Here is an 18,827-nt window from a genome sequence, read left to right on the forward strand (position 1 = left end):
TGCGCATCGGCATCACGTTCTGTCCAGTGGGAGACTAAAAATGGCCAAAATACAGCATGATACGCCCATCTGCGCCGCTGCCGAGCATGGCGTTGTCGTGCTGGACGGTCCTGATGGCCTGGCCACCTCGCTGACTCCTGACGCGGCGCGACAATCCGCGCAGCGCATGACGAAAGCGGCGGATCTCGCCGAAAGCGAGCCTGAGGCAGAATCCCCGTAGCGTTCAGCATGACACGCAGGGGAACCTTAACATGGCCATGATAGCCATAATGGCGTGCCGTTCCGAAAACTCTTCCTCAGTCGCTGGTCCGCTTTGCTATGGGCCGCGGGAATTCTGTGGATGGCGGAGGACACTGTCGGCTTCGGGCCGCCCGCCACGACGACCAATACGATGGTCAGCCCAGCCGACACCGATGCGACGGGCGTCGCGGTAAACAGTGCCGATCTCGAGCTGCTCGCCAATGTCATGAAGGGTGAGTGACGCCGCTGAACAGGAACGCCGCCGCGCCGACCAGGCACAGAAACGCGCCAAACCCTAGCAACGCAGCCGACCTAGCGCTTGGGGCCGTCCTTTAGCGCGACGGTACGGATATGCCACGTCCGTTGTTCCGCGCTCGCGCCATCGACGTCGGTACGGTGCAGGGTGACGGCGCCGATCTGATAAACCGGCGCCTTGCCGTGCTTCAAGCGCGCATAGACCTGCACCGGCACGGTGACATTGCGCTGACCCGCGCCGGCATCGATCGCGCTGGGTCCACCGACATTGGCGTGATACTCGCTGTAGCGCGCAAAGTCGGCGGCGAAAGCTTCGGCAGTCTTTGGCCCGGCCGCACTGCCGTCGCGCAACGCGAAGGCTTCCCGATATTTGCCCTCGCCGATCAGCGCGTAATAGGATTGCACGACATTGGCGGCACCCTGCGCACTGTCGGGTGTGAAGGCCGCTTCGGACAGAGGCGTCCGGTCGTCGGGCAAACCGCCGGGCGTGCCGGGTGCCGGCGGATCAAGCGGTGCGAGCGCATTGCCCGCTGCATTTTCATCGTCTCGCGGCGCGTCGGGCTCGGCAATTTCGACGGGCGCAGCGTCCGCGTTATTGGCCCCATAGGCATCGACCGCATCCTGCGCCTGCACCGCAGCCATGTTGATATCGACCGCGCTGTTAGGAGTCGCAACCTCGGGTGAGCATGCCGCGACGAACAGCAGGGGAACGAACAGGAACGGGATACGCGGCATGATATGCTACTCGCCGGAAATGGAACGTGGTACGGATCGAAATGCCTCAACGATGCGCTCTGCGGCCCGTTCCCTGCAATCTGCAGTGCGGGTCAGCGCGCGTCGAAGCGCGCGAAGCGCTCGTTGCCGACAAAGCCGAGCCGCGTGATGCCCGCCAGCTTGATCGTCGCAAGCGTCTGATCGAAGCGCTCATAACGCGCGTCGGCATTGGCGGCGATGTGCAAGTCGGCGTCCACTTCGTTCTTCAGCGCCGCGAGCCGGGCGGGAAGCGCCCCGTCGGCAATCGCCACGCCATCCCACGCCAGCCGCCCGTCCGCCGCGAGGTCGAGCCGGTGGACGGTGTGCGGGCCGGGATTGGTCGGTCCGGCCTGCGGCAGGTCGATCGGCACCTTATGCGTCATGATCGGGACGGTCAGGATCATCATCACGATCAAGACGAGCAGCACGTCGATCAACGGCGTCATATTCAACGACATCATCGGTTCAGGCTGACGAACATAAGTGGGGGCGAAGGACCGAGCACGCATTGGCTATCTCCCGTCAGGTGATGATACAGCGTATCATACTCTCTCGGTTGAGCAAGGGTCGTATTTCCAGGTCCGTTTCTCCCCCTCGCGCAGCACCGCGATTGCGTTGGAGGAGCGCTCGGCGCGGCTATAGCGCGCAGAGTAAGCAGGGGTGTCGATAGAGCATTAGAAACGCGGATCGAGCGCGGTATGGCGCACTTCCCCGGCGTGGGGAGCCTGCCCAGTGCGTGGCGGCCGGGGCAACCCGGCCGCCGCGCCGACTAGGGACGGAGTGCAGCGTCGTCGCGGTCGTTCAATTCGTCATCCTCGACACTGTCGTCGTCGAGCTCGTCCTGAACATCGTCTTCGTCCTGGTCATCCTCGTCGGTGTCCTTCTCGCTGTCGAGGTCATCATCCTCCTCGCCGAGATCGTCGTCTTCCATGTCGAGTTCATCATCATCATCGTCGTCGTCATTCTCGGATGCGATGTCGGGCGCGAGATCGGTCAGCAGCGTGCCGTCGCTCGGCCCGTCGCGCGTAACCTCGAGGATTTCAGCGCGCTGGCTCTCGTCATAGCCTTCCTCGTCAAAGCCGTCATCGCCGGTGCCGACGCCCGGAATCTGATGTCCACCGATGCTCATCATCTGTCTCCCGGCCGCCGGGTTTCTTGCACTGGGCGGCATGACGATCGAACCGCGATCGACCCCTTCGGTTCCCGACCGCCCTCAAGAATTGCGCTCAGCTTGGACGAAACAGCCGTCCGCGTTCGACGATTGCCGCAATCAAAAGACCGAACAGGCCGGCGATGAGGAAACCGGCGTGCATCGGGCCGGTGGTCCCATCGAAACTGCGCCCGATCGCCCAGCCGATCACCGCGCCGAAGGTGATGCCGACAAAGCCCTGCACGCTCGACGCGGTCCCGGCGATCCCGCCCATATTCTCCATCGCCATCGCTGACATGTTGGAGGTGGCGAGGCCGAAACACGCCATGGTGATCGCTTGGACGACCACGAACACGATCAGCGGTTCAGCGCCTAGCCGCCCGACGATCAGCCCGGTCGACGACGACACGATCATCACCACCAGCGCGATCTGCGAAATGCGCCGCATCCCGACGCGCATCACGATCCGCGAATTGAGCAAATTCGCCGCCGCCATCGTGCCCGCCGACGCCGCGAACACCCCGCCAAGCCAGGCCGGCTGGCGGAACACTTGCGCCATGATCGGCTGGATCGAGGAGAGATAGCCGAAGATCGCACCCTGGCACACCATTGCGGCGAGGGTGTAGCCGAGCGAATAGCGATCCGCCGCCGTCTCGCGCCAGCCTGCCCACGTCGCGCGGATCGACAGCGGCAAGCGATTTTCGGGTTTCAGCGTTTCGGGCATGCGCGCCGCGAACCAGATCAGGCACAAAACCCCGCCGCCCGCGATCACTTCGAAGATCAGCCGCCATGATCCGACCAACAGGATGCCCTGCCCAATGCTCGGCGCGACGATCGGCACCGCCATGAACACCATGAAAGCAAGGCTGGTGACTTGCGCCATCGCGCGGCCCGAAAAACAATCGCGGATCAGCGCGATCGTCACGACGCGGCTCGCCGCAATCGCAAGACCACTCGCGAAGCGGGCGATCAGCAACAGCGTGAAGCTCCCCGCCAGTCCGGCCAGCAGATTGCCGACAATGTAGCCGATCAACCCGCAGATCAGGACCGGACGCCGCCCGAAACGATCGGTCAGCGGGCCGTGGATCAACTGCCCGATGCCAAGCCCGACAACAAATACCGTCAGAATCAATGGACCCTGGCGAATCGCATCAACGCCCAGCCGCCGCGCGATGTCGGGCAAGGCCGGCAGCATCGTATCGATGCCGAGCGCGCCGAGCGACATTAACGCGGCGATCAGCGGCACGAATTCGACCAACCGGATCGGCGGCGAATCCTGCATGGGGGGATGATCGGAGGCAGACATCGCGTGCCAATGCCCCACCCTGCCGCCGAGGTCACCCCGCAAAACTTGCACCTCAATGGGCGCCTGTCACAACTGTCACGGAACGGTCTTGTTCGCGGACCATTCTGTGGTTTCCATCAGGAGAGGAATTTACGATGAGCGTATTCGGCATGATCAAGGATGCGATCTGGGGTAAGCAACCCGCGGCCGCTGCCGCAGCACCGGCGCCCCAGGCAGCAGCGCCCGCAACTACAGCAGCCGCGGCCGCGCCTGTAGCCGCGCCGGTGGCGCCGAAAGCCCCGACCGACGTCACCGCGATCCTGACGCAAAAGGCCGCCGAAAAGGGCCAGCCGCTCAATTGGCAGACCTCGATCGTCGATCTGATGAAGGTGCTCGATCTCGACCCAAGCCGCGAGAACCGCACGTCGCTCGCCAAGGAACTCGGCTATGACGGCGATACCGACGACAGCGCGACGATGAACGTCTGGCTGCACAAGCACGTGATGGCGAACCTCGCCTCATAATGCCTTGACGAAAGCAGCGGCGAGCCTTTAGTGTATTATATTTATGCTACACGAAAGGCTCGCCATGCTTCGCCCCACGCTTTGTGCTTTGGTCTTAGTCTCGCTCGCGGCGTGCGGCGATGGCAAGGAGGTTTCGTCTTTCTCGATCAACAGTTCGAGTTCGGACGGCAATGCCGCCGGTGCCAGCATCGACGGCAACGGCGAAGCGGTGATCGACACGCCCTTCTTCAAGGGCAAGGTGACGCTGCCAAAGCTCAAGCTCGACGCCGACAATTTCGAGATGAATGGCGTGCATCTCTATCCCGGCTCGACCATCAGCAGCATGAACGTCGATGTGCGCGACAAGGGCGGCGAGAAGGATGAGGGACGCGTTCGCGTCGCCTTCAGCAGCCCGGCCGCACCGGCGGCGGTGCGCGCATGGTTCAAGGGCAAATTGAGCGCTGCGGGCTTCACGCTGAGCGACAAGGGCAATGGGCTGACCGGCAAGACCGACGAGAGCAAGCCCTTCACGCTTGACCTTACGCCCGACGGGCCGGGGAACTCGAACGGCGTCATCACGGTCGAATGATCAGGACAGACGTGCGGCCAGGGGTGGGCGTTGGTGACATTTGGCGGTATCACGGCGCTTTCCCAGCGTAACGGACGTACCATCATGCTCGATATCGCCACCGCCCCTTCGCAGGCCGCGCAAGTGCCGCCGCTCTCGCTCAACGACGAAGCCGCCGATCCCGCCGCCTTTGCCGCCGCCCTCGGCGGATCGTTCGAACGCTTCGGTTTCGCGGTCATCTCGGATCATGGCGTCCCCGCCGATCTGATCGCGCGCGCCTGGGCGATGACCGAAGCTTTCTTCGCGCTGCCCGAGGACACCAAGCGCGCCTATTTCGCGCCCGGCGGTGGCGGCGCACGCGGTTACACCCCGTTCAAGACCGAAATCGCCAAGGGCGCGACGCATGTCGATCTGAAGGAATTCTGGCACGTCGGGCGTGAGCTCGCCAAGGGCCACCGCTTCGAAGCGCAGATGTCGCCGAATGTCTGGCCCGATCAGCCCGAGGGTTTCCAGGAGACCTTCATCGAGCTGTTCGCCGCGTTGGACACCGCGGGCGACCGCTTGCTGTCGGCGATCGCGCGGCACCTTGGGCTGGCACCCGACTGGTTCGATCATGCCGTGCGCGACGGCAATTCGGTGCTGCGGCTGCTGCATTACCCTCCGATTCCCGCCGATGCACCGGGCGTGCGCGCCGGGGCGCATGAGGACATCAACCTCATCACGCTGCTGCTCGGGGCCGAGGAAGCCGGGCTCGAACTGCTCGACAAGAATGGCGAATGGCTCGCGATCAAGCCGCCCGAGGGCGCGATGGTCGTCAATGTCGGCGACATGCTGCAGCGGCTGACCAACCACGTCCTGCCCTCGACCACGCACCGCGTCGTCAACCCGCCGCCCGAGCGCCGTGGCCATTCGCGTTACTCGATGCCGTTCTTCCTCCACCCCGCGCCCGATTTCCTGATCGAGACGCTGCCCTCGACCATCACAGCGGAGCGGCCCAACCGCTATACGACGCCGATCACGGCGCATGATTATCTGCACGAGCGATTGGTCGAGATCGGGCTGGTAAAGGCGTAAATCACGTCACCCCGGCCTTGTGCCGGGGTCCAATCCTCCGCTAGCGAAGCGCTCGTTGATTGGTGGACCCCGGCACGAGGCCGGGGTGACGGAAGGAAGCGAATGACCAAACCGCTACGCATCGCGCTCGCCGGGCTCGGCACCGTCGGCGGCGGCGTGATCCGCTTGCTCGACACCAATGGCGCATTGATCGCGCGGCGCGCGGGGCGGCCGATCGAGATCGTCGCGGTTTCGGCGCGCGACCGGTCGAAGGATCGCGGCGTCGATATGACGCGCTTCGCATGGATCGATGACACGACGGCGCTGGCCAACGTCGATGCCGATGTGGTGGTTGAGTTGGTCGGCGGGTCCGACGGCCCTGCCCTCGCGCTAGCCCGCGCGACGCTGGCGGCGGGGAAGAGCTTCGTCACCGCCAACAAGGCGATGCTGGCGCATCACGGGCTCGAGCTTGCGCGCGCCGCCGAAGCCGCGAGCGTCGCTCTGAAGTTCGAGGCGGCGGTCGCAGGCGGCGTGCCCGTCATCAAGGGCCTGCGCGAGGGGGCGGCGGCGAACGAGATCGAGCGCGTCTACGGCATCCTGAACGGGACGTGCAATTTCATCCTGTCGAAGATGGAGGCGGAAGGCCGCGACTTTGCCGACGTGCTGGCCGAGGCGCAGGCGCTGGGCTTTGCCGAGGCCGACCCGACCTTCGACATCGACGGGATCGATGCCGCGCATAAATTGTCGCTGCTGGCGAGCCTCGCCTTCGGGACGCAGCCCGCCTTTGCCGATGTCGCGGCGAACGGCATCCGTCACGTGCTTGCCGCCGACATCGCCGAGGCGGCGTCGCTGGGCTACCGCGTGCGGCTGCTGGGGCTCGCAGAATCGGGCCCGGCCGGGCTGTTCCAGCGCGTCCATCCGCACCTCGTCCCGGTCGATCACCCGCTCGCGCACGTCACCGGCGCCACCAATGCGGTGGTCGCGGAAGGCAATTTCGTCGGGCGTCTGTTATTCCAGGGGCCGGGTGCCGGCGACGGGCCGACCGCCTCCGCTGTCGTCGCCGATCTGATCGACATCGCACGCGGCGAATTTGGCCCCGCCTTCGCGATGCCTGCCGATTCGCTGGTCGAGCAAGCCCCCGCCGATACCGGCGACCGGCGCGGGCGCGCTTATGTGCGCTTCACCGTCGCCGACCGCGTCGGGGTGCTCGCGGAAATCGCCGCAGCGATGCGCGATGCCGGGGTCTCGATCGAAAGCCTGATGCAGCGCGGCGCGCACGCGGACGGATCGGTGCTGGTCGCGATCGTCACGCACGAAGGGCCGGAGCGCAGCGTCGCGCAGGCGCTCGAACGACTGCGCGGATCGCAGAGCCTGATTGGGCAGCCGCTTTGGATGCATATTCTGGGATAGCATCTTACCCCAACCCGTTCGCCCTGAGCTTGTCGAAGCGCTGCGCGCCAAACGTCCGACGTTGTCTGCTGCGCGCTGGGCTTCGACAGGCTCAGCCCGAGCGGATTTTTGGGAACCCTTGATTCAGGGCAGGATCGTCCCCGTCGGCGGCGGCGCGTCGAGCGCGATTGCGACGCGCTTGGATTTGTCGGGCTTCTTGCGGAACGCCTTGCCGACGCCCTTCGCGGCATCGGTGATCAACATGCCGAGGTCGCTCGCCTCGCCCGGCCGCTCGCAACACGAATCGGGCGCGACCACTTTCTGGATCAGCCGCACAACTTGTGTGCCGCCGCCGAAGAAATCGATTCCGGTCTGGCATCCGCCACTCATGCCGGCGCAGGGCGTCGCCTCCGCCGCGAGCGCTCCCGTCCCGGTCATGTACGGGTTCGACGGCACCGGCCCCTTGGGCACGGCTTCGTTGGGATAGGGCAGCGCCTGCGAGGGCAGCGGCTTTCCGCACACGACGATATCGTCCGGGCCGTTCAGCGCCTTGCCGTCCTTGCCGCGCTTCACGCACGGTTCGGTGCCGACCGGTTCGAGAATCGAGAAACGCGTCGGGGCAGGCTCGACGGCCGGAGCCGACTGGGCAGAAGCGGCTTGCGCGGCGAGGAACAGCAGGATCATGGGGCTAACCTCCGCTGTCATCATGGCCGATTTCAGGCGATCGGCGCAACACCCAGCCGGGGAATTTCGATCGCCGGGCAGCGGTCCATCACAACCTTCAAACCCGCCGCCTCGGCGCGCGCGGCGGCGGCTTCGTTGACGACGCCGAGCTGCAGCCACACTGCCTTCGCGCCCGCCGCAATCGCCTCATCGACCGCATCGCCAGCGGCAGCGGAATTGCGAAAAATGTCGACCAGATCGATCGGACCACCGATCTGGCTGAGGTCGCGAAAGACGAATTCGCCGTGGAGATGCTCACCGGTGATTTGCGGGTTGATCGGGATCACGCGGTAGCCATGCTCCTGCAGACTGCGCATCACGCGGTTCGAAGGCCGGTCGGGCCGATCCGACGCGCCGATGAGCGCGATCGTGCGCACTTCCTCAAGCAGCGTCTTGATCTCTGCATCGCTGGCGAGCGGCATCAGGCGTTTCCTTTGATCCACGCGGCAACCTTGTCCGCCACGCCCTGAAACGCCGCGCCCTCCGGCCCGTTCCCGGCGGCGGGCGGCGTGCCCGCGTCCGAGGCAATGCGCACGCGGATATCGAGCGGGATCCGCCCGAGAAACGGCAGGCCAAGTTCCGCCGCCGCCGCCTCGGCCCCACCGGTGCCGAACGGATCGGAAATCTCGCCGCACGACGGACAGGCATAGCCCGCCATATTCTCGATCAGGCCGATGATCGGGATGCCGGCCTTGACGAACAGATCGATCGCGCGGCGTGCATCGATCAGCGCGAGATCCTGCGGGGTGGACACGATCACCGCGCCGGTCGGGCGGTATTTCTGCACCATCGTGAGTTGCACGTCGCCGGTCCCCGGCGGCAAATCGAGCACCAGCGTATCGGCCGCGCCCCAATTCGCATCCATCATTTGCGTCAGCGCGCCCGCCGCCATTGGTCCGCGCCAGGCGATCGCCTGATCGGCGGCGACGAGCATTCCCATCGACAGAAGCGGCACGCCGTACGGGGTCGGTACGGGGTTGAGCACCTTGTTATGCGCAGTCGGCTTGGCGTCGCTCACGCCCATCAGGCGCGGCTGCGACGGGCCATAGATATCGGCGTCGACCAGCCCGACGCGCCGCCCGCCGCGCGCCAGCGCGATCGCAAGATTGGCGGACACCGTGGATTTCCCGACCCCGCCCTTCCCGCTCGCCACCGCCAGCACGACGCGGGCAGTGCGCTGGCTGGTCAGCGCGATGCGCACCGTAGCGACGTCTGGCAGCGCGCTCACCGCCGCGTGGACCGCAGCCTCCAGCGTATCACGCGCGGTCTCGTCCAGGCCACTGACGTCCACGACGATACTCGCGCGTCCCGCCTCGATTCGGCCGGTCGCGCGGGTCCCGGCGACGCCAGCGAGGGTGGATTCGAGTGAAATCGGCATATTCATCGTGCGCAGATAGGCGCAGCGGACACGCTTGCCACTGTTTTTCGCGCATCGGCTTCCCTATAGTGGGTCTATGACGATCCTTTCGGGCTGGTTCCCTCGCCTCACCATTCACACCACAGACAGCAAGGGCCCCTGGGGCGGCGGCGGCAGTGGAGGCGGCGACGACGATAAATCGGGCGGTGCCCGCAACCCCTGGGCGCAACCGCCCGCAGGCAAGCCGCGCAGCACTGGCGCAGGCCCGAGCGCCCTCGACGAATTCCTGAAGCGCGCGCGCAATACCGGCGGTGGCGGTGGCGGTTTTGGCAGCGGCGGCCGCCCACGCATCCCCGGCGCGCCGGGCGCAGGGCAATTATGGGCGATCGGCGTCGGCTTGGTGCTGGTCGGTTGGATCGGCCTTTCCAGCTTCCATTCGATCGGCCCGCAACAGCGCGGCGTCGTCACGACGTTGGGCCGCTATTCGGGTACGCTCGAACCCGGTATTCGCTTCACTCTGCCCGCCCCCTTCGTCGATGTGGCAAAGGTCGATGTTGCAGCGATCAATACCGACACCTTTCCCGACGATACCGGCACCGAATCGCCGACCGACAAATTGATGCTGACCAGCGACCAGAACATCGTCGATCTCGATTATTCGGTACGCTGGCAGATTTCGAACCCGCAGGACTTCGCCTTCCAGATCGACGATCCGCGCGAAACGCTGCGCGCGACCGCACAGAGCGCGATGCGTGCCGTCGTCGCCACCGCGACGCTCGACGATGCGATCGGCTCGGGCCGCAACGCGATGGAGGCGCAAGTCCAGCAATCGATGCAGGAAATCCTCGATCGCTATAATGCCGGCATCCGCATTCAAGGCGTCGCGATCAAGGGCGCGCAGGCTCCTGCGCAAGTCGCCGATGCCTTCAAGGAAGTGTCGGCCGCGCAACAAAAGGCGCAGGGCGACATCAGCAAGGCGCGCGGCTATGCGCAGCAGGTCCTCGCCAAGGCACAGGGTGAGGCCGCCGCGTTCGACGTGATCTACGCGCAATATAAGCTCGCACCCGAAGTGACGCGCCGCCGCATGTATTACGACACGATGGAGCAAGTGCTGTCCAAATCGGATAAGACCATCATCGAAGCCCCCGGGGTGGTCCCATATCTGCCGCTGCCGCGCGTGACGCGCAGCGTTCCCGATGCGGTACCCGTCGCCCCCGTTATGCAAAGCCAGGGAGCAGCCCAGTGAACAGCGCCGTCTTCCGCAATCCAATTGCCCTCGGCATCGCCGCGCTCCTGCTGCTGATCCTGGCGGCGAGCACGTTCGCGATCGTACCCGAAACACGCCAGGCGGTCGTCCTGCGGCTCCAAACGCCGGTACGCACGATCAACGAATATAAGCCCAATGAAGTGTTCGGCCGCACTGGTGCCGGCCTCACCTGGCGCATCCCGTTCTTCGATCGGCTAATCTGGGTCGACAAGCGGATCCTCGACGTCGAACTCGATAATCAGCAAGTTCTCTCAACCGAGCAGAACCGGCTCGAGGTAGACGCCTATGCCCGTTTCCGCATCGTTGACCCGCTGAAGGCCGTCATCTCGACCGGGAGCACATCGACCACCGAACAGCGCGTGAAGGACCAGCTGCGACCGCTGTTCAGCTCGGCACTCCGTAACGAGCTCAGCAAGCGTCCGTTCGCCGCTTTGCTCAGCCCCGAACGCACCCAGGTCATGGGCAATATCCGCGCCGGGCTTCAGCGCCTCGCCTCGCAATATGGCGTCCAAATCGTCGACGTGCGGATCAAGCATGCCGATTTGCCGAGCGGCACGCCGTTCGATAGCGCGCTCACTCGGATGCGCACCGCACGCCAGCAGCAAGCGCTGACGATCCAGGCGCAGGGGCAGCAAACCGCGCAGATCATCAGTGCACAAGCCGACGCAAAGGCTGCGCAAATCTACGCCGACGCCTTTAACAAGGACCCGGATTTCTATGATTTCTACCGGGCGATGCAATCCTATCGCTTCACCTTCGCCCAAGAGGGCAAGGGTCAGACAAGCTTGGTCCTGTCGCCCGACAATGCGTATCTGAAGGAATTCCAGGGGCGGCGTTGATCCGCGGCCCCTATAAGGCTGTCGAACCGTTCATATTCAAACGCCGTTCAGCAACCATGCGTATCAACGACGGGGTTGCTGCCAGTTGGTAGACGAGAGGAAACGATCCACGTGCGCTACGCCTACGCCATTACCGCCGCCCTGTTGCTGAGCGGCACTGCCGCCGCCATCGCCCTCCCCACAGTTGGGGGAGCGCAGACTGCGCAAAACGAACCCACGGTGATGGCCGCGACCGCGCCTAAACCCGGCGCGCCGATGAGCTTTGCCGATCTCGTGTCAAAATTGCAGCCGGCCGTGGTCAACATCTCGACCAACCAGCGCATCACGCAACAAGCGCAGCCCAACCCCTTCGCCGGCACGCCCTTTGAGGGCATGTTCGGCCAACAACAGGGTCAGGGCAATGGCGGCCCCGTCACGCGCGAGGCGACCTCGCTCGGTTCGGGCTTCATCATCTCGCCTGACGGCTATGTCGTCACCAACAACCACGTTGTCGCGCCTGCGGCCGGGGTAAAGGGCGCGACGGTCGATTCGATCACCGTCACGCTGGTCGATCGCAAGGAGTATGTCGCCAAGCTGATCGGACGCGATCCAACATCGGACCTCGCTTTGCTGAAGATCGACGCGAAGAATTTGCCGTTCGTGAAGTTCGGCGATTCGGAAGCGGCGCGCGTCGGTGACTGGGTCGTCGCGATCGGCAACCCGTTCGGCCTTGGCGGTACCGTGACCGCAGGCATCGTCTCCTCGCTCCACCGCGTCACCGGCGGCGGCGCCTATGACCGCTTCATCCAGACCGACGCGGCGATCAATCAGGGCAATTCGGGTGGCCCGATGTTCGATCTGTCGGGCAATGTCATCGGCATCAATTCGCAGATCCTGGGCAGTCAGGGCGGCGGCAGCATCGGCATCGGCTTTGCGATTCCGGCCGTCGACGCAAAGCCGGTTATTGAAAAGCTGATGAAAGGCACGACGATCGCGCGCGGCTATCTCGGCGTCGGCGTTCAGCCGCTCAGCGACGATCTCGCCGGCTCGTTCGGGCTGCCAAAGAATCAGGGCGAATTGGTCGGTCGGATCGAACCCGGTCAAGCCGCCGACAAGGCCGGTTTGAGGGCAGGCGATATCGTGCTGCGGGTTAACGGCAAGCCGGTGACGCCAGATCAATCGCTCAGCTATCTGGTGGCTAACGTGACGCCGGGGTCACGCATTCCGCTGGACATTGTGCGGCAGGGCCGTCCGATGACGATCAACGCCGTCATCGGCACGCGTCCGTCCGAGGATCAACTCGCCGCCTTGACCAATCCCGATGACAGCAGCGAAATGGGCGATAACGGCGATACGCCGTCGGTCGGCCAACCGGCTGCCAACGCGCTCGGTGTGACGGTGCAAACGCTGACTCCGCAGATCGCGCGGAATTTCAACGTCGATTCCTCGGTGCAGGGTGTCGTCATCGCCAATGTCGATTCGTCGAGCGACGCGGGATCGAAAGGCCTGAAGCGGGGCGACGTGATTGTCTCAGTCAACGGCATTCCCGTGGGCACGGCGGCGGCCCTGGGTGCAGCCATCACGCAGGCCAAGGCGGCGGGCCGCGCGCAAGTCGCGCTGCAGATCGTTCGCGGCCGCAACCCGGCCTATTTCATCGGCATCAAGCTGAAGAAGTAAGTGCATTCCCCTCCCCCACGCCCACGCGCGGGGGAGGGATTTTTTTGTTCCTCCGCCTGGGGTTTCGCGCGATAGATCGTGCAGCGATCTTCCCGGGGGCGACATGACCGACACGACGAGCATCTTCATTGGCGCAGGCCCCGGCGGCGCGAACCCGCAGCGCCTCGAACTCAAGCGCGCCAATCGCCACGGCCTGATCGCGGGCGCGACCGGCACCGGCAAGACCGTCACCGTTCAGGGCATTATCGAAGGCTTCTCCGCCGCAGGCGTGCCGTGCTTCGTCGCCGACGTGAAGGGCGATCTGTCGGGTCTGGCCATGGCCGGCTCCCCCACCGCCAAGAACCACGAGATTTTCGCCGCGCGCGCCAAGGAAGTCGGGGACGAGGCGTGGGCTTATGCCGATACGCCGGTGCAATTCTGGGACCTGTACGGCGAACAAGGCCACCCTATCCGCACCACCATTTCCGAAATGGGGCCGCTGCTGCTGTCTCGGTTGATGGACCTCAACGAAGTGCAGGAAGGCGTGCTGACGATCGCCTTCCACGTCGCCGACAAGGACGGGCTGCTGCTGCTCGATCTCGACGATCTGCAGGCGATGCTGGTGAGCTGTGGCGAACGCGCCGAGGAGCTGACGCTGACCTATGGCAATGTGTCAAAGCAGTCGATCGGCACGATCCAGCGGTCGCTGCTGCAACTGCGCAGCCAGGGCGGCGAGCATTTCTTCGGCGAACCCGCGCTCGACATGGACGATTTCATCGGGCTGGATGACAAGGGCCGCGGCATCGTCAATGTGCTCGCCGCCGATAAATTGATAGCATCGCCAAAGCTTTACGCGACGTTCCTGCTGTGGCTGATGAGCGAATTGTTCGAGAACCTCCCCGAGGTCGGCGATCCGGACAAGCCCAAGCTCTGCTTCTTCTTCGACGAAGCGCATTTGCTGTTCGACAATGCGCCCAAGGCATTGCTCGAGAAGATCGAGCAAGTCGTCCGGCTGATCCGCTCGAAGGGCGTCGGCATCTATTTCATTACCCAGAACCCGATCGACATTCCCGATACCGTTGCCGGGCAGCTCGGCAACCGCGTGCAGCACGCGCTGCGCGCCTTCACCCCGCGCGATCAGGCAGCGGTGAAATCGGCGGCGACGACGTTCCGCGCCAACCCCGGCGTGAATGTCGAAACCGCGATCACCGAGCTGAAGGTCGGCGAGGCTTTGGTGTCGCTGCTGCTGCCCGACGGATCGCCCTCGCCGGTCGAGCGCACGCTGATCGCGCCGCCGTGCTCGCGCGTCGGCCCGGTCACCCCGGTCGAGCGCGGGGTGATGATCCAGACCGATCCGGTCGGCAGCAAATACGACACGCTGATTGACCGCCACTCGGCCGAGGAAATCCTGGCGGGCAAGGCGCAGGAAGCGAGCGCCGCTGCCGCCGAGGTGAAGGCCAAGACCGAAGCCGACAAAGCCGCCGCAGCGCAAGCCAAGACCGACGCGGTCGCCGCCAAGGCCGCCGAACGCGAGCGCGTGGCGGCAGAGCGCGAGGCTGAGCGTCAAGCCAAGCTCGCCGAGCGCCAGGTCGCCGCCGAAGCCAAGGCCGCCGCCAACTCCCCCTGGAACCGCGCGATCACCTCGGCCACTCGCTCGGCTTCGTCGGCGGTCGGGCGTCAGGTCGCGAACGAAGTGTCGAAGGCGGTGTTCGGATCTTCGCGTGGGGCGGGGGCCGGCATCATTGGCGGGCTGGTGCGCGGGGTGCTTGGGGGATTGTTCAAGGGGCGCTGAGGGTCAGAAAGCGCTCCATATTTGAGCGCCAACCCTTGCAGGCTCCACCCCGGCGTAGGCCGGGGCCGAGTTGCGAAACTGAAGTCAGAGAGGGCTGCCCTCCGTTACCTCTCCCTGCGCAACTGGGCCCCGGCCTTCGCCGGGGTGGAGCAAAAGGGGTGGAGCGCGAAGGTGGAGGTCAGGCGATGACCCCCGCCGCCGCAAGCGCCTCGAGTTCATCCACGGACAACCCCAGCGCCTCGCTTAGCGCCGCCCGCGTATCAACCCCCGCCCTCGGCGGCGCAGTCCGATACTCGGCCGGCGTCACCGACAACTTCGCCGGAAATCCCACAACCCGCATCGCCGTGCCATCCTCGCGCGCCATATCCTGAACCGTCTCGCGATGCGCGACGTGGGCGTCCGCCAATATCTCTGGCACCCCCTGCACCTTTCCGGCGGGCAGCTTCGCCGCCTCCATCGCCGCGATCAGGTCATCCGCGCGCCACGTCGCAACCGCAGGCGCGATGTGCGCGTGAAGCGCCGCCCGGTTCGCACTCCGCAACGCGACGCTCGCAAAACGCACCTCCGCCGCCACTTCCGACAGTCCGAGGATCGCCATGAAATCACGAAACTGCCGGTCATTCCCCAGCGCCACGACGATCCCTCCATCGGCACAGACATAATCGCGATACGGCACGATGTTGGGGTGGTCGTTGCCCAGCCGCCGCGGCACCGCGCCACCGTTCAAATAGTTCGACGCCTGGTTCGACATCATCGCCAGCTGCGTATCGAGCAGCGCGCAATCCACATGCTGCCCCTCACCCGTCGCATCACGGTGGCGCAGTGCTGCGAGGATCGCGACGGTCGCATAGGTGCCGGTGAACAGATCGACGATCGGCACGCCGACTTTCATCGGTGCGCCGTCGGCGTCACCGGTGACGCTCATCAGCCCGCCCATCGCCTGGATCAGGAAATCATAGCCCCCCTTTTGCGCGTACGGCCCGTCCTGCCCGAAGCCGGTGATCGAACAATAGACGAGGCGCGGGTTGATCGCCGCGAGGCTCGCATAATCGAGCCCGTATTTGGCGAGTCCGCCGACGCGGAAATTCTCGACCACGACATCGCTCTGCGCGGCGAGACGGCGGATCAGGTCGGCACCGGCGGGCCGCGCGAGATCGATCGCGAGCGAGCGTTTGTTGCGATTGGCGCACAGGAAATAGGCCGAATCGCCTGAATCATCGGCCAAAACCGGAGGGCCCCAGCGGCGCGTATCGTCGCCCTGCCCCGGCTGCTCGATCTTGAGCACCTCCGCGCCCAGATCCCCCAGCATCTGCGTCGCCCACGGCCCGGCGAGCACGCGCGACAGATCGAGCACCTTGATGCCGGATAGCGCGCCCGTCATGCGCTCTTATCGAGCCGCACCAGCACGACGCCTTCCTGAACCTGCCCGCCTTCGACGGCGCTCAGTTCGGCCACGGTCCCATCGAACGGCGCGACGAGCGAATGCTCCATCTTCATCGCCTCAAGCGTGACGAGCTTCTGGCCCTTGGTGACGCTGTCTCCTGTAGCCACCGCGACCGCGATGATCCGGCCGGGCATTGGCGAGAGGATCGCGCCGTCGGCGGCGGTGCCAGTGCTGGTTCCGGAGAAGCGCGGAATTTCGAACTGCCACGTCGTCCCTTGGAGGGTGGCGAACACGCCAGTGTCGGACGCCGTAACGACAGGATGAGCACGTTGATCGTACGTCGTGCCGCTATCAAGATTGCCGACAAATTCAGTACCGCGATCCATCACTCGAATCGTCTTGCGTGCGGGCGCATTTAAACGAAAGCCGACAGGTGTCGCTGCGTCGCCTATTTTTGCAAGTATTTCCACTACCGGATCGAGCAGCCATTGCGGCGGGGGGGCCATGTCGAACACGACCTCGTCGTGATGCTGTTCGATGAAACCCGTGTGGACGTTGCCACAAGTGAAGTCCGGCTGAACCAGCAGCGCATGTAGAAACGTCGCATTGGTACGGAGCGGCCAAATCTCCGCGTCGCCGACTAGATGAGCGAGACCCAGCGCCGCCTCCCGGCGAGTCTCGCTGTGACAGATGATCTTGGCGATCATGGGATCGTAGAAGGGAGAAACTTCGCCATCCTCTGCGACGCCCGTCTCGATCCGTCCTGTGCCAGGATAATCGTTCTCGAACGTCGCTCCCCGAACAGGGTCGCGCCAGCGTGTCGAACGAATCGTATTCGGCAGATAAAAGCGGTCGAGGCGGCCAGTGGAAGGTAGAAAACCAGTCAATGGGTTCTCCGCATACAGCCGCGCCTCCATCGCCCAGCCATTGATGCTCAGCTCCTCCTGCCGCTTCGGCAAAACCTCCCCGCTCGCCACGCGCAATTGCCATTCGACCAGATCGACGCCGGTGATCTCCTCGGTCACCGGATGCTCCACCTGCAACCGCGTGTTCATTTCCATGAACCAGATGCGGTCGGCGCGCAGGCCTTCGCTCGCATCGGCGATAAACTCGATCGTGCCCGCGCCGACATAATCCACGGCTCGCGCCGCCTTCACCGCCGCCGCGCAGATCGCCTCCCGCGTGGCGGGGTCCATGCCCGGCGCGGGGGCTTCCTCGATCACTTTCTGATGGCGGCGCTGGAGCGAGCAATCGCGTTCGAACAGATGGACGACATTGCCATGGCTGTCGCCGAACACCTGCACCTCGATGTGGCGGGGCGAGAGAATGTACTTCTCGATCAGCACTTGCGTATTGCCGAACGAGGATGCCGCCTCACGCTGGCACGAGACGAGCGCGTCGGCGAACTCGGCGGGATCATCGACCCGTCGCATCCCCTTGCCGCCGCCGCCCGCGACCGCCTTGATCAGCACCGGATAGCCGACCGCCGCCGCCTCCGCCGCGAGCCGATCGGGCGACTGGTCGGCACCGAGATAGCCCGGCGTCACCGGCACGCCCGCCGCGATCATGCGCTCCTTGGCGGCATCCTTCAGCCCCATCGCGCGGATGCTGTCGGGGTTCGGCCCTACCCAGATAATCCCGGCATCGATCACGCTTTGCGCGAAATCGGCATTCTCGGAGAGGAAGCCGTAACCCGGATGGATCGCCTCAGCCCCCGTCGCCAACGCGGCGGCGATGATCTTCTCCCCCACCAGATAGCTCTCGCGCGCCGGGGACGGTCCAATATGCACCGCTTCATCCGCCTGCCGCACGTGCAGCGCCTTGGCATCGGCATCCGAATACACCGCGACCGTGCGAATCCCCATCGCCCGCGCAGTGCGGATGATGCGGCACGCAATCTCGCCACGATTGGCAATCAGCAGGGAAGTGATCGGCTTGGTATCAGTCATCGCTACTGCCTAAATGGAAACAGGATCGGCGCAAATCGGGCATCATTGCTTGCCCGCGGTCATCACCGACAGATCGGTGATCGCGCGTTCGGGGTGGCGGGGCCGCACGTTGCGATACGCTTCGAAGATCAGCTTCATGTCGGCGGCATAATCGCCCGTCGGCATGATCGCACGGCCAAGCCCGCCGGTTTTCTTGTCATAATCCATCATCCCGCACACGATCGGCACGCCCGCCGCGACCGCGATGTGATAGAAGCCGGTGCGCCATTGCTTGACCGCGCCGCGCGTCCCCTCGGGCGCGATCGTCAGCATGAATTCTTTCCTCCGTGCGAACTCGGCGACCATCGCGTCGACATAGTTCTTGCCGCCCGCCTGATCGACCGACACGCCGCCCATGTCGGTCATGAAGCGGTTGAGCGGCCAGCGGAACAGGCTGCGCTTCGCCATGAAATGCGCCTTGATGCCCAGCCCGTCGATGACGCCGAGATAATTGATGAAATCCCAGTTCGAGGTGTGCGGCACCGCGATGATGACGCAGCGCCGGTCGGCGGGCGCCGCACCCACAATCGTCCAGCCGCGCGAGCGGAAGTACCAGAGCAACAGGCGGCGCAGCAGCCGCGACATGAGCGCCGGTGGTGGATCCTGATACATTGCGCCCCTCCCGGCGGTTGCCCGGCTGTGCGGG

General features: G+C 64.9%; 20 protein-coding genes. 10 read left to right on the forward strand and 10 right to left on the reverse strand.

From position 1 onward, the window contains the following. Positions 1-40: 40 nt before the first annotated feature. Together HMP06_RS07365 and HMP06_RS07370 are read left to right on the forward strand one after the other, a co-directional pair. Positions 41-220 (forward strand): hypothetical protein, encoded by a 180-nt coding sequence (locus HMP06_RS07365; protein WP_176496507.1) that lies wholly within the window; start codon positions 41-43, stop codon positions 218-220. 120 nt (positions 221-340) lie between these two features. Continuing rightward, positions 341-481 (forward strand): hypothetical protein, encoded by a 141-nt coding sequence (locus tag HMP06_RS07370; protein WP_232089907.1) that lies wholly within the window; start codon positions 341-343, stop codon positions 479-481. A 71-nt stretch (positions 482-552) separates the two neighbouring features. Here HMP06_RS07370 and HMP06_RS07375 read toward each other — a convergent pair whose 3' ends face one another. The 4 genes from HMP06_RS07375 to HMP06_RS07390 all read right to left on the reverse strand — a co-directional run bounded on the left by HMP06_RS07375 (position 553) and on the right by HMP06_RS07390 (position 3,680). Further along, entirely contained in the window at positions 553-1,230 is a 678-nt protein-coding gene (locus HMP06_RS07375; protein ID WP_176496509.1) for a hypothetical protein, read from the reverse strand. A 92-nt stretch (positions 1,231-1,322) separates the two neighbouring features. Then, positions 1,323-1,757 (reverse strand): ExbD/TolR family protein, encoded by a 435-nt coding sequence (locus HMP06_RS07380; protein ID WP_176496510.1) that lies wholly within the window; start codon positions 1,755-1,757, stop codon positions 1,323-1,325. 260 nt (positions 1,758-2,017) lie between these two features. Beyond that, positions 2,018-2,377, reverse strand: coding sequence for a DNA primase (locus HMP06_RS07385; protein WP_176496511.1), 360 nt, complete (start codon positions 2,375-2,377; stop codon positions 2,018-2,020). A 97-nt stretch (positions 2,378-2,474) separates the two neighbouring features. Then, positions 2,475-3,680 (reverse strand): multidrug effflux MFS transporter, encoded by a 1,206-nt coding sequence (locus HMP06_RS07390; RefSeq protein ID WP_232089908.1) that lies wholly within the window; start codon positions 3,678-3,680, stop codon positions 2,475-2,477. 158 nt (positions 3,681-3,838) lie between these two features. On the opposite strand from HMP06_RS07390, the gene HMP06_RS07395 reads away from it, so the two are divergent. The 4 genes from HMP06_RS07395 (at position 3,839) to HMP06_RS07410 (ending at position 7,217) form a co-directional block, all read left to right on the forward strand. Then, entirely contained in the window at positions 3,839-4,207 is a 369-nt protein-coding gene (locus HMP06_RS07395; protein WP_176496513.1) for a DUF3597 domain-containing protein, read from the forward strand. A 64-nt stretch (positions 4,208-4,271) separates the two neighbouring features. Further along, positions 4,272-4,775 carry a hypothetical protein gene (locus HMP06_RS07400; RefSeq protein WP_176496514.1) on the forward strand — a complete coding sequence of 168 codons (504 nt, stop codon included), beginning with the start codon at positions 4,272-4,274 and terminating at the stop codon, positions 4,773-4,775. Between the two features lie 84 nt (positions 4,776-4,859). Continuing rightward, complete coding sequence (locus tag HMP06_RS07405; RefSeq protein ID WP_176496515.1) at positions 4,860-5,828, forward strand: isopenicillin N synthase family dioxygenase; 969 nt, start codon at positions 4,860-4,862, stop codon at positions 5,826-5,828. A gap of 102 nt (positions 5,829-5,930) precedes the next feature. Then, on the forward strand, positions 5,931-7,217 hold the full coding sequence (locus HMP06_RS07410) for a homoserine dehydrogenase (protein WP_176496516.1): 1,287 nt from the start codon (positions 5,931-5,933) through the stop codon (positions 7,215-7,217). Positions 7,218-7,340: 123 nt separating this feature from the next. On the opposite strand, the gene HMP06_RS07415 is transcribed toward HMP06_RS07410, so the two are convergent. Genes HMP06_RS07415 through HMP06_RS07425 form a run of 3 tightly spaced genes read right to left on the reverse strand, consistent with a single transcriptional unit; the run spans position 7,341 to position 9,303 of the window. Further along, positions 7,341-7,904 (reverse strand): hypothetical protein, encoded by a 564-nt coding sequence (locus HMP06_RS07415; protein ID WP_232089909.1) that lies wholly within the window; start codon positions 7,902-7,904, stop codon positions 7,341-7,343. Positions 7,905-7,912: 8 nt separating this feature from the next. After that, positions 7,913-8,341 carry a CoA-binding protein gene (locus HMP06_RS07420; protein ID WP_176496517.1) on the reverse strand — a complete coding sequence of 143 codons (429 nt, stop codon included), beginning with the start codon at positions 8,339-8,341 and terminating at the stop codon, positions 7,913-7,915. Next, the gene (locus HMP06_RS07425) at positions 8,341-9,303 is read right to left on the reverse strand and encodes an Mrp/NBP35 family ATP-binding protein (protein WP_176496518.1); all 963 of its coding nucleotides are present in this window, start codon (positions 9,301-9,303) and stop codon (positions 8,341-8,343) included. Before HMP06_RS07425 ends, HMP06_RS07420 begins: the two co-directional genes overlap by 1 nt. Positions 9,304-9,373: 70 nt before the next feature. Here HMP06_RS07425 and hflK point away from each other — a divergent pair, with 70 nt between their 5' ends. From hflK to HMP06_RS07445, 4 genes are all read left to right on the forward strand, one after another. Next, positions 9,374-10,522 (forward strand): protease modulator HflK, encoded by a 1,149-nt coding sequence (gene hflK / locus HMP06_RS07430; RefSeq protein WP_176496519.1) that lies wholly within the window; start codon positions 9,374-9,376, stop codon positions 10,520-10,522. After that, positions 10,519-11,382 carry a protease modulator HflC gene (hflC, locus tag HMP06_RS07435; protein WP_176496520.1) on the forward strand — a complete coding sequence of 288 codons (864 nt, stop codon included), beginning with the start codon at positions 10,519-10,521 and terminating at the stop codon, positions 11,380-11,382. The genes hflK and hflC overlap by 4 nt, the downstream gene beginning before the upstream one ends. Before the next feature lie 111 nt (positions 11,383-11,493). Then, on the forward strand, positions 11,494-13,038 hold the full coding sequence (locus tag HMP06_RS07440) for a Do family serine endopeptidase (protein WP_176496521.1): 1,545 nt from the start codon (positions 11,494-11,496) through the stop codon (positions 13,036-13,038). Between the two features lie 103 nt (positions 13,039-13,141). Beyond that, a complete protein-coding gene (locus tag HMP06_RS07445; protein ID WP_176496522.1) occupies positions 13,142-14,809 on the forward strand; it encodes a helicase HerA-like domain-containing protein in 1,668 nt (555 codons plus the stop codon). Between the two features lie 178 nt (positions 14,810-14,987). Here the strand turns inward: HMP06_RS07445 and HMP06_RS07450 are convergent, their stop codons facing one another. Genes HMP06_RS07450 through HMP06_RS07460 form a run of 3 tightly spaced genes read right to left on the reverse strand, consistent with a single transcriptional unit; the run spans position 14,988 to position 18,793 of the window. Next, positions 14,988-16,190, reverse strand: a complete 1,203-nt coding sequence (locus tag HMP06_RS07450) for a CaiB/BaiF CoA transferase family protein (RefSeq protein WP_176496523.1) — start codon at positions 16,188-16,190, stop codon at positions 14,988-14,990. Further along, a complete protein-coding gene (locus HMP06_RS07455; RefSeq protein WP_176496524.1) occupies positions 16,187-18,142 on the reverse strand; it encodes an acetyl/propionyl/methylcrotonyl-CoA carboxylase subunit alpha in 1,956 nt (651 codons plus the stop codon). The genes HMP06_RS07450 and HMP06_RS07455 overlap by 4 nt, the downstream gene beginning before the upstream one ends. 42 nt (positions 18,143-18,184) lie before the next feature. Then, positions 18,185-18,793 (reverse strand): lysophospholipid acyltransferase family protein, encoded by a 609-nt coding sequence (locus HMP06_RS07460; protein ID WP_176496525.1) that lies wholly within the window; start codon positions 18,791-18,793, stop codon positions 18,185-18,187. Positions 18,794-18,827: the final 34 nt, after the last annotated feature.

It is taken from the genome of Sphingomonas sp. HMP6 (assembly GCF_013374095.1).
In the GTDB taxonomy this organism is placed as follows: domain Bacteria; phylum Pseudomonadota; class Alphaproteobacteria; order Sphingomonadales; family Sphingomonadaceae; genus Sphingomonas.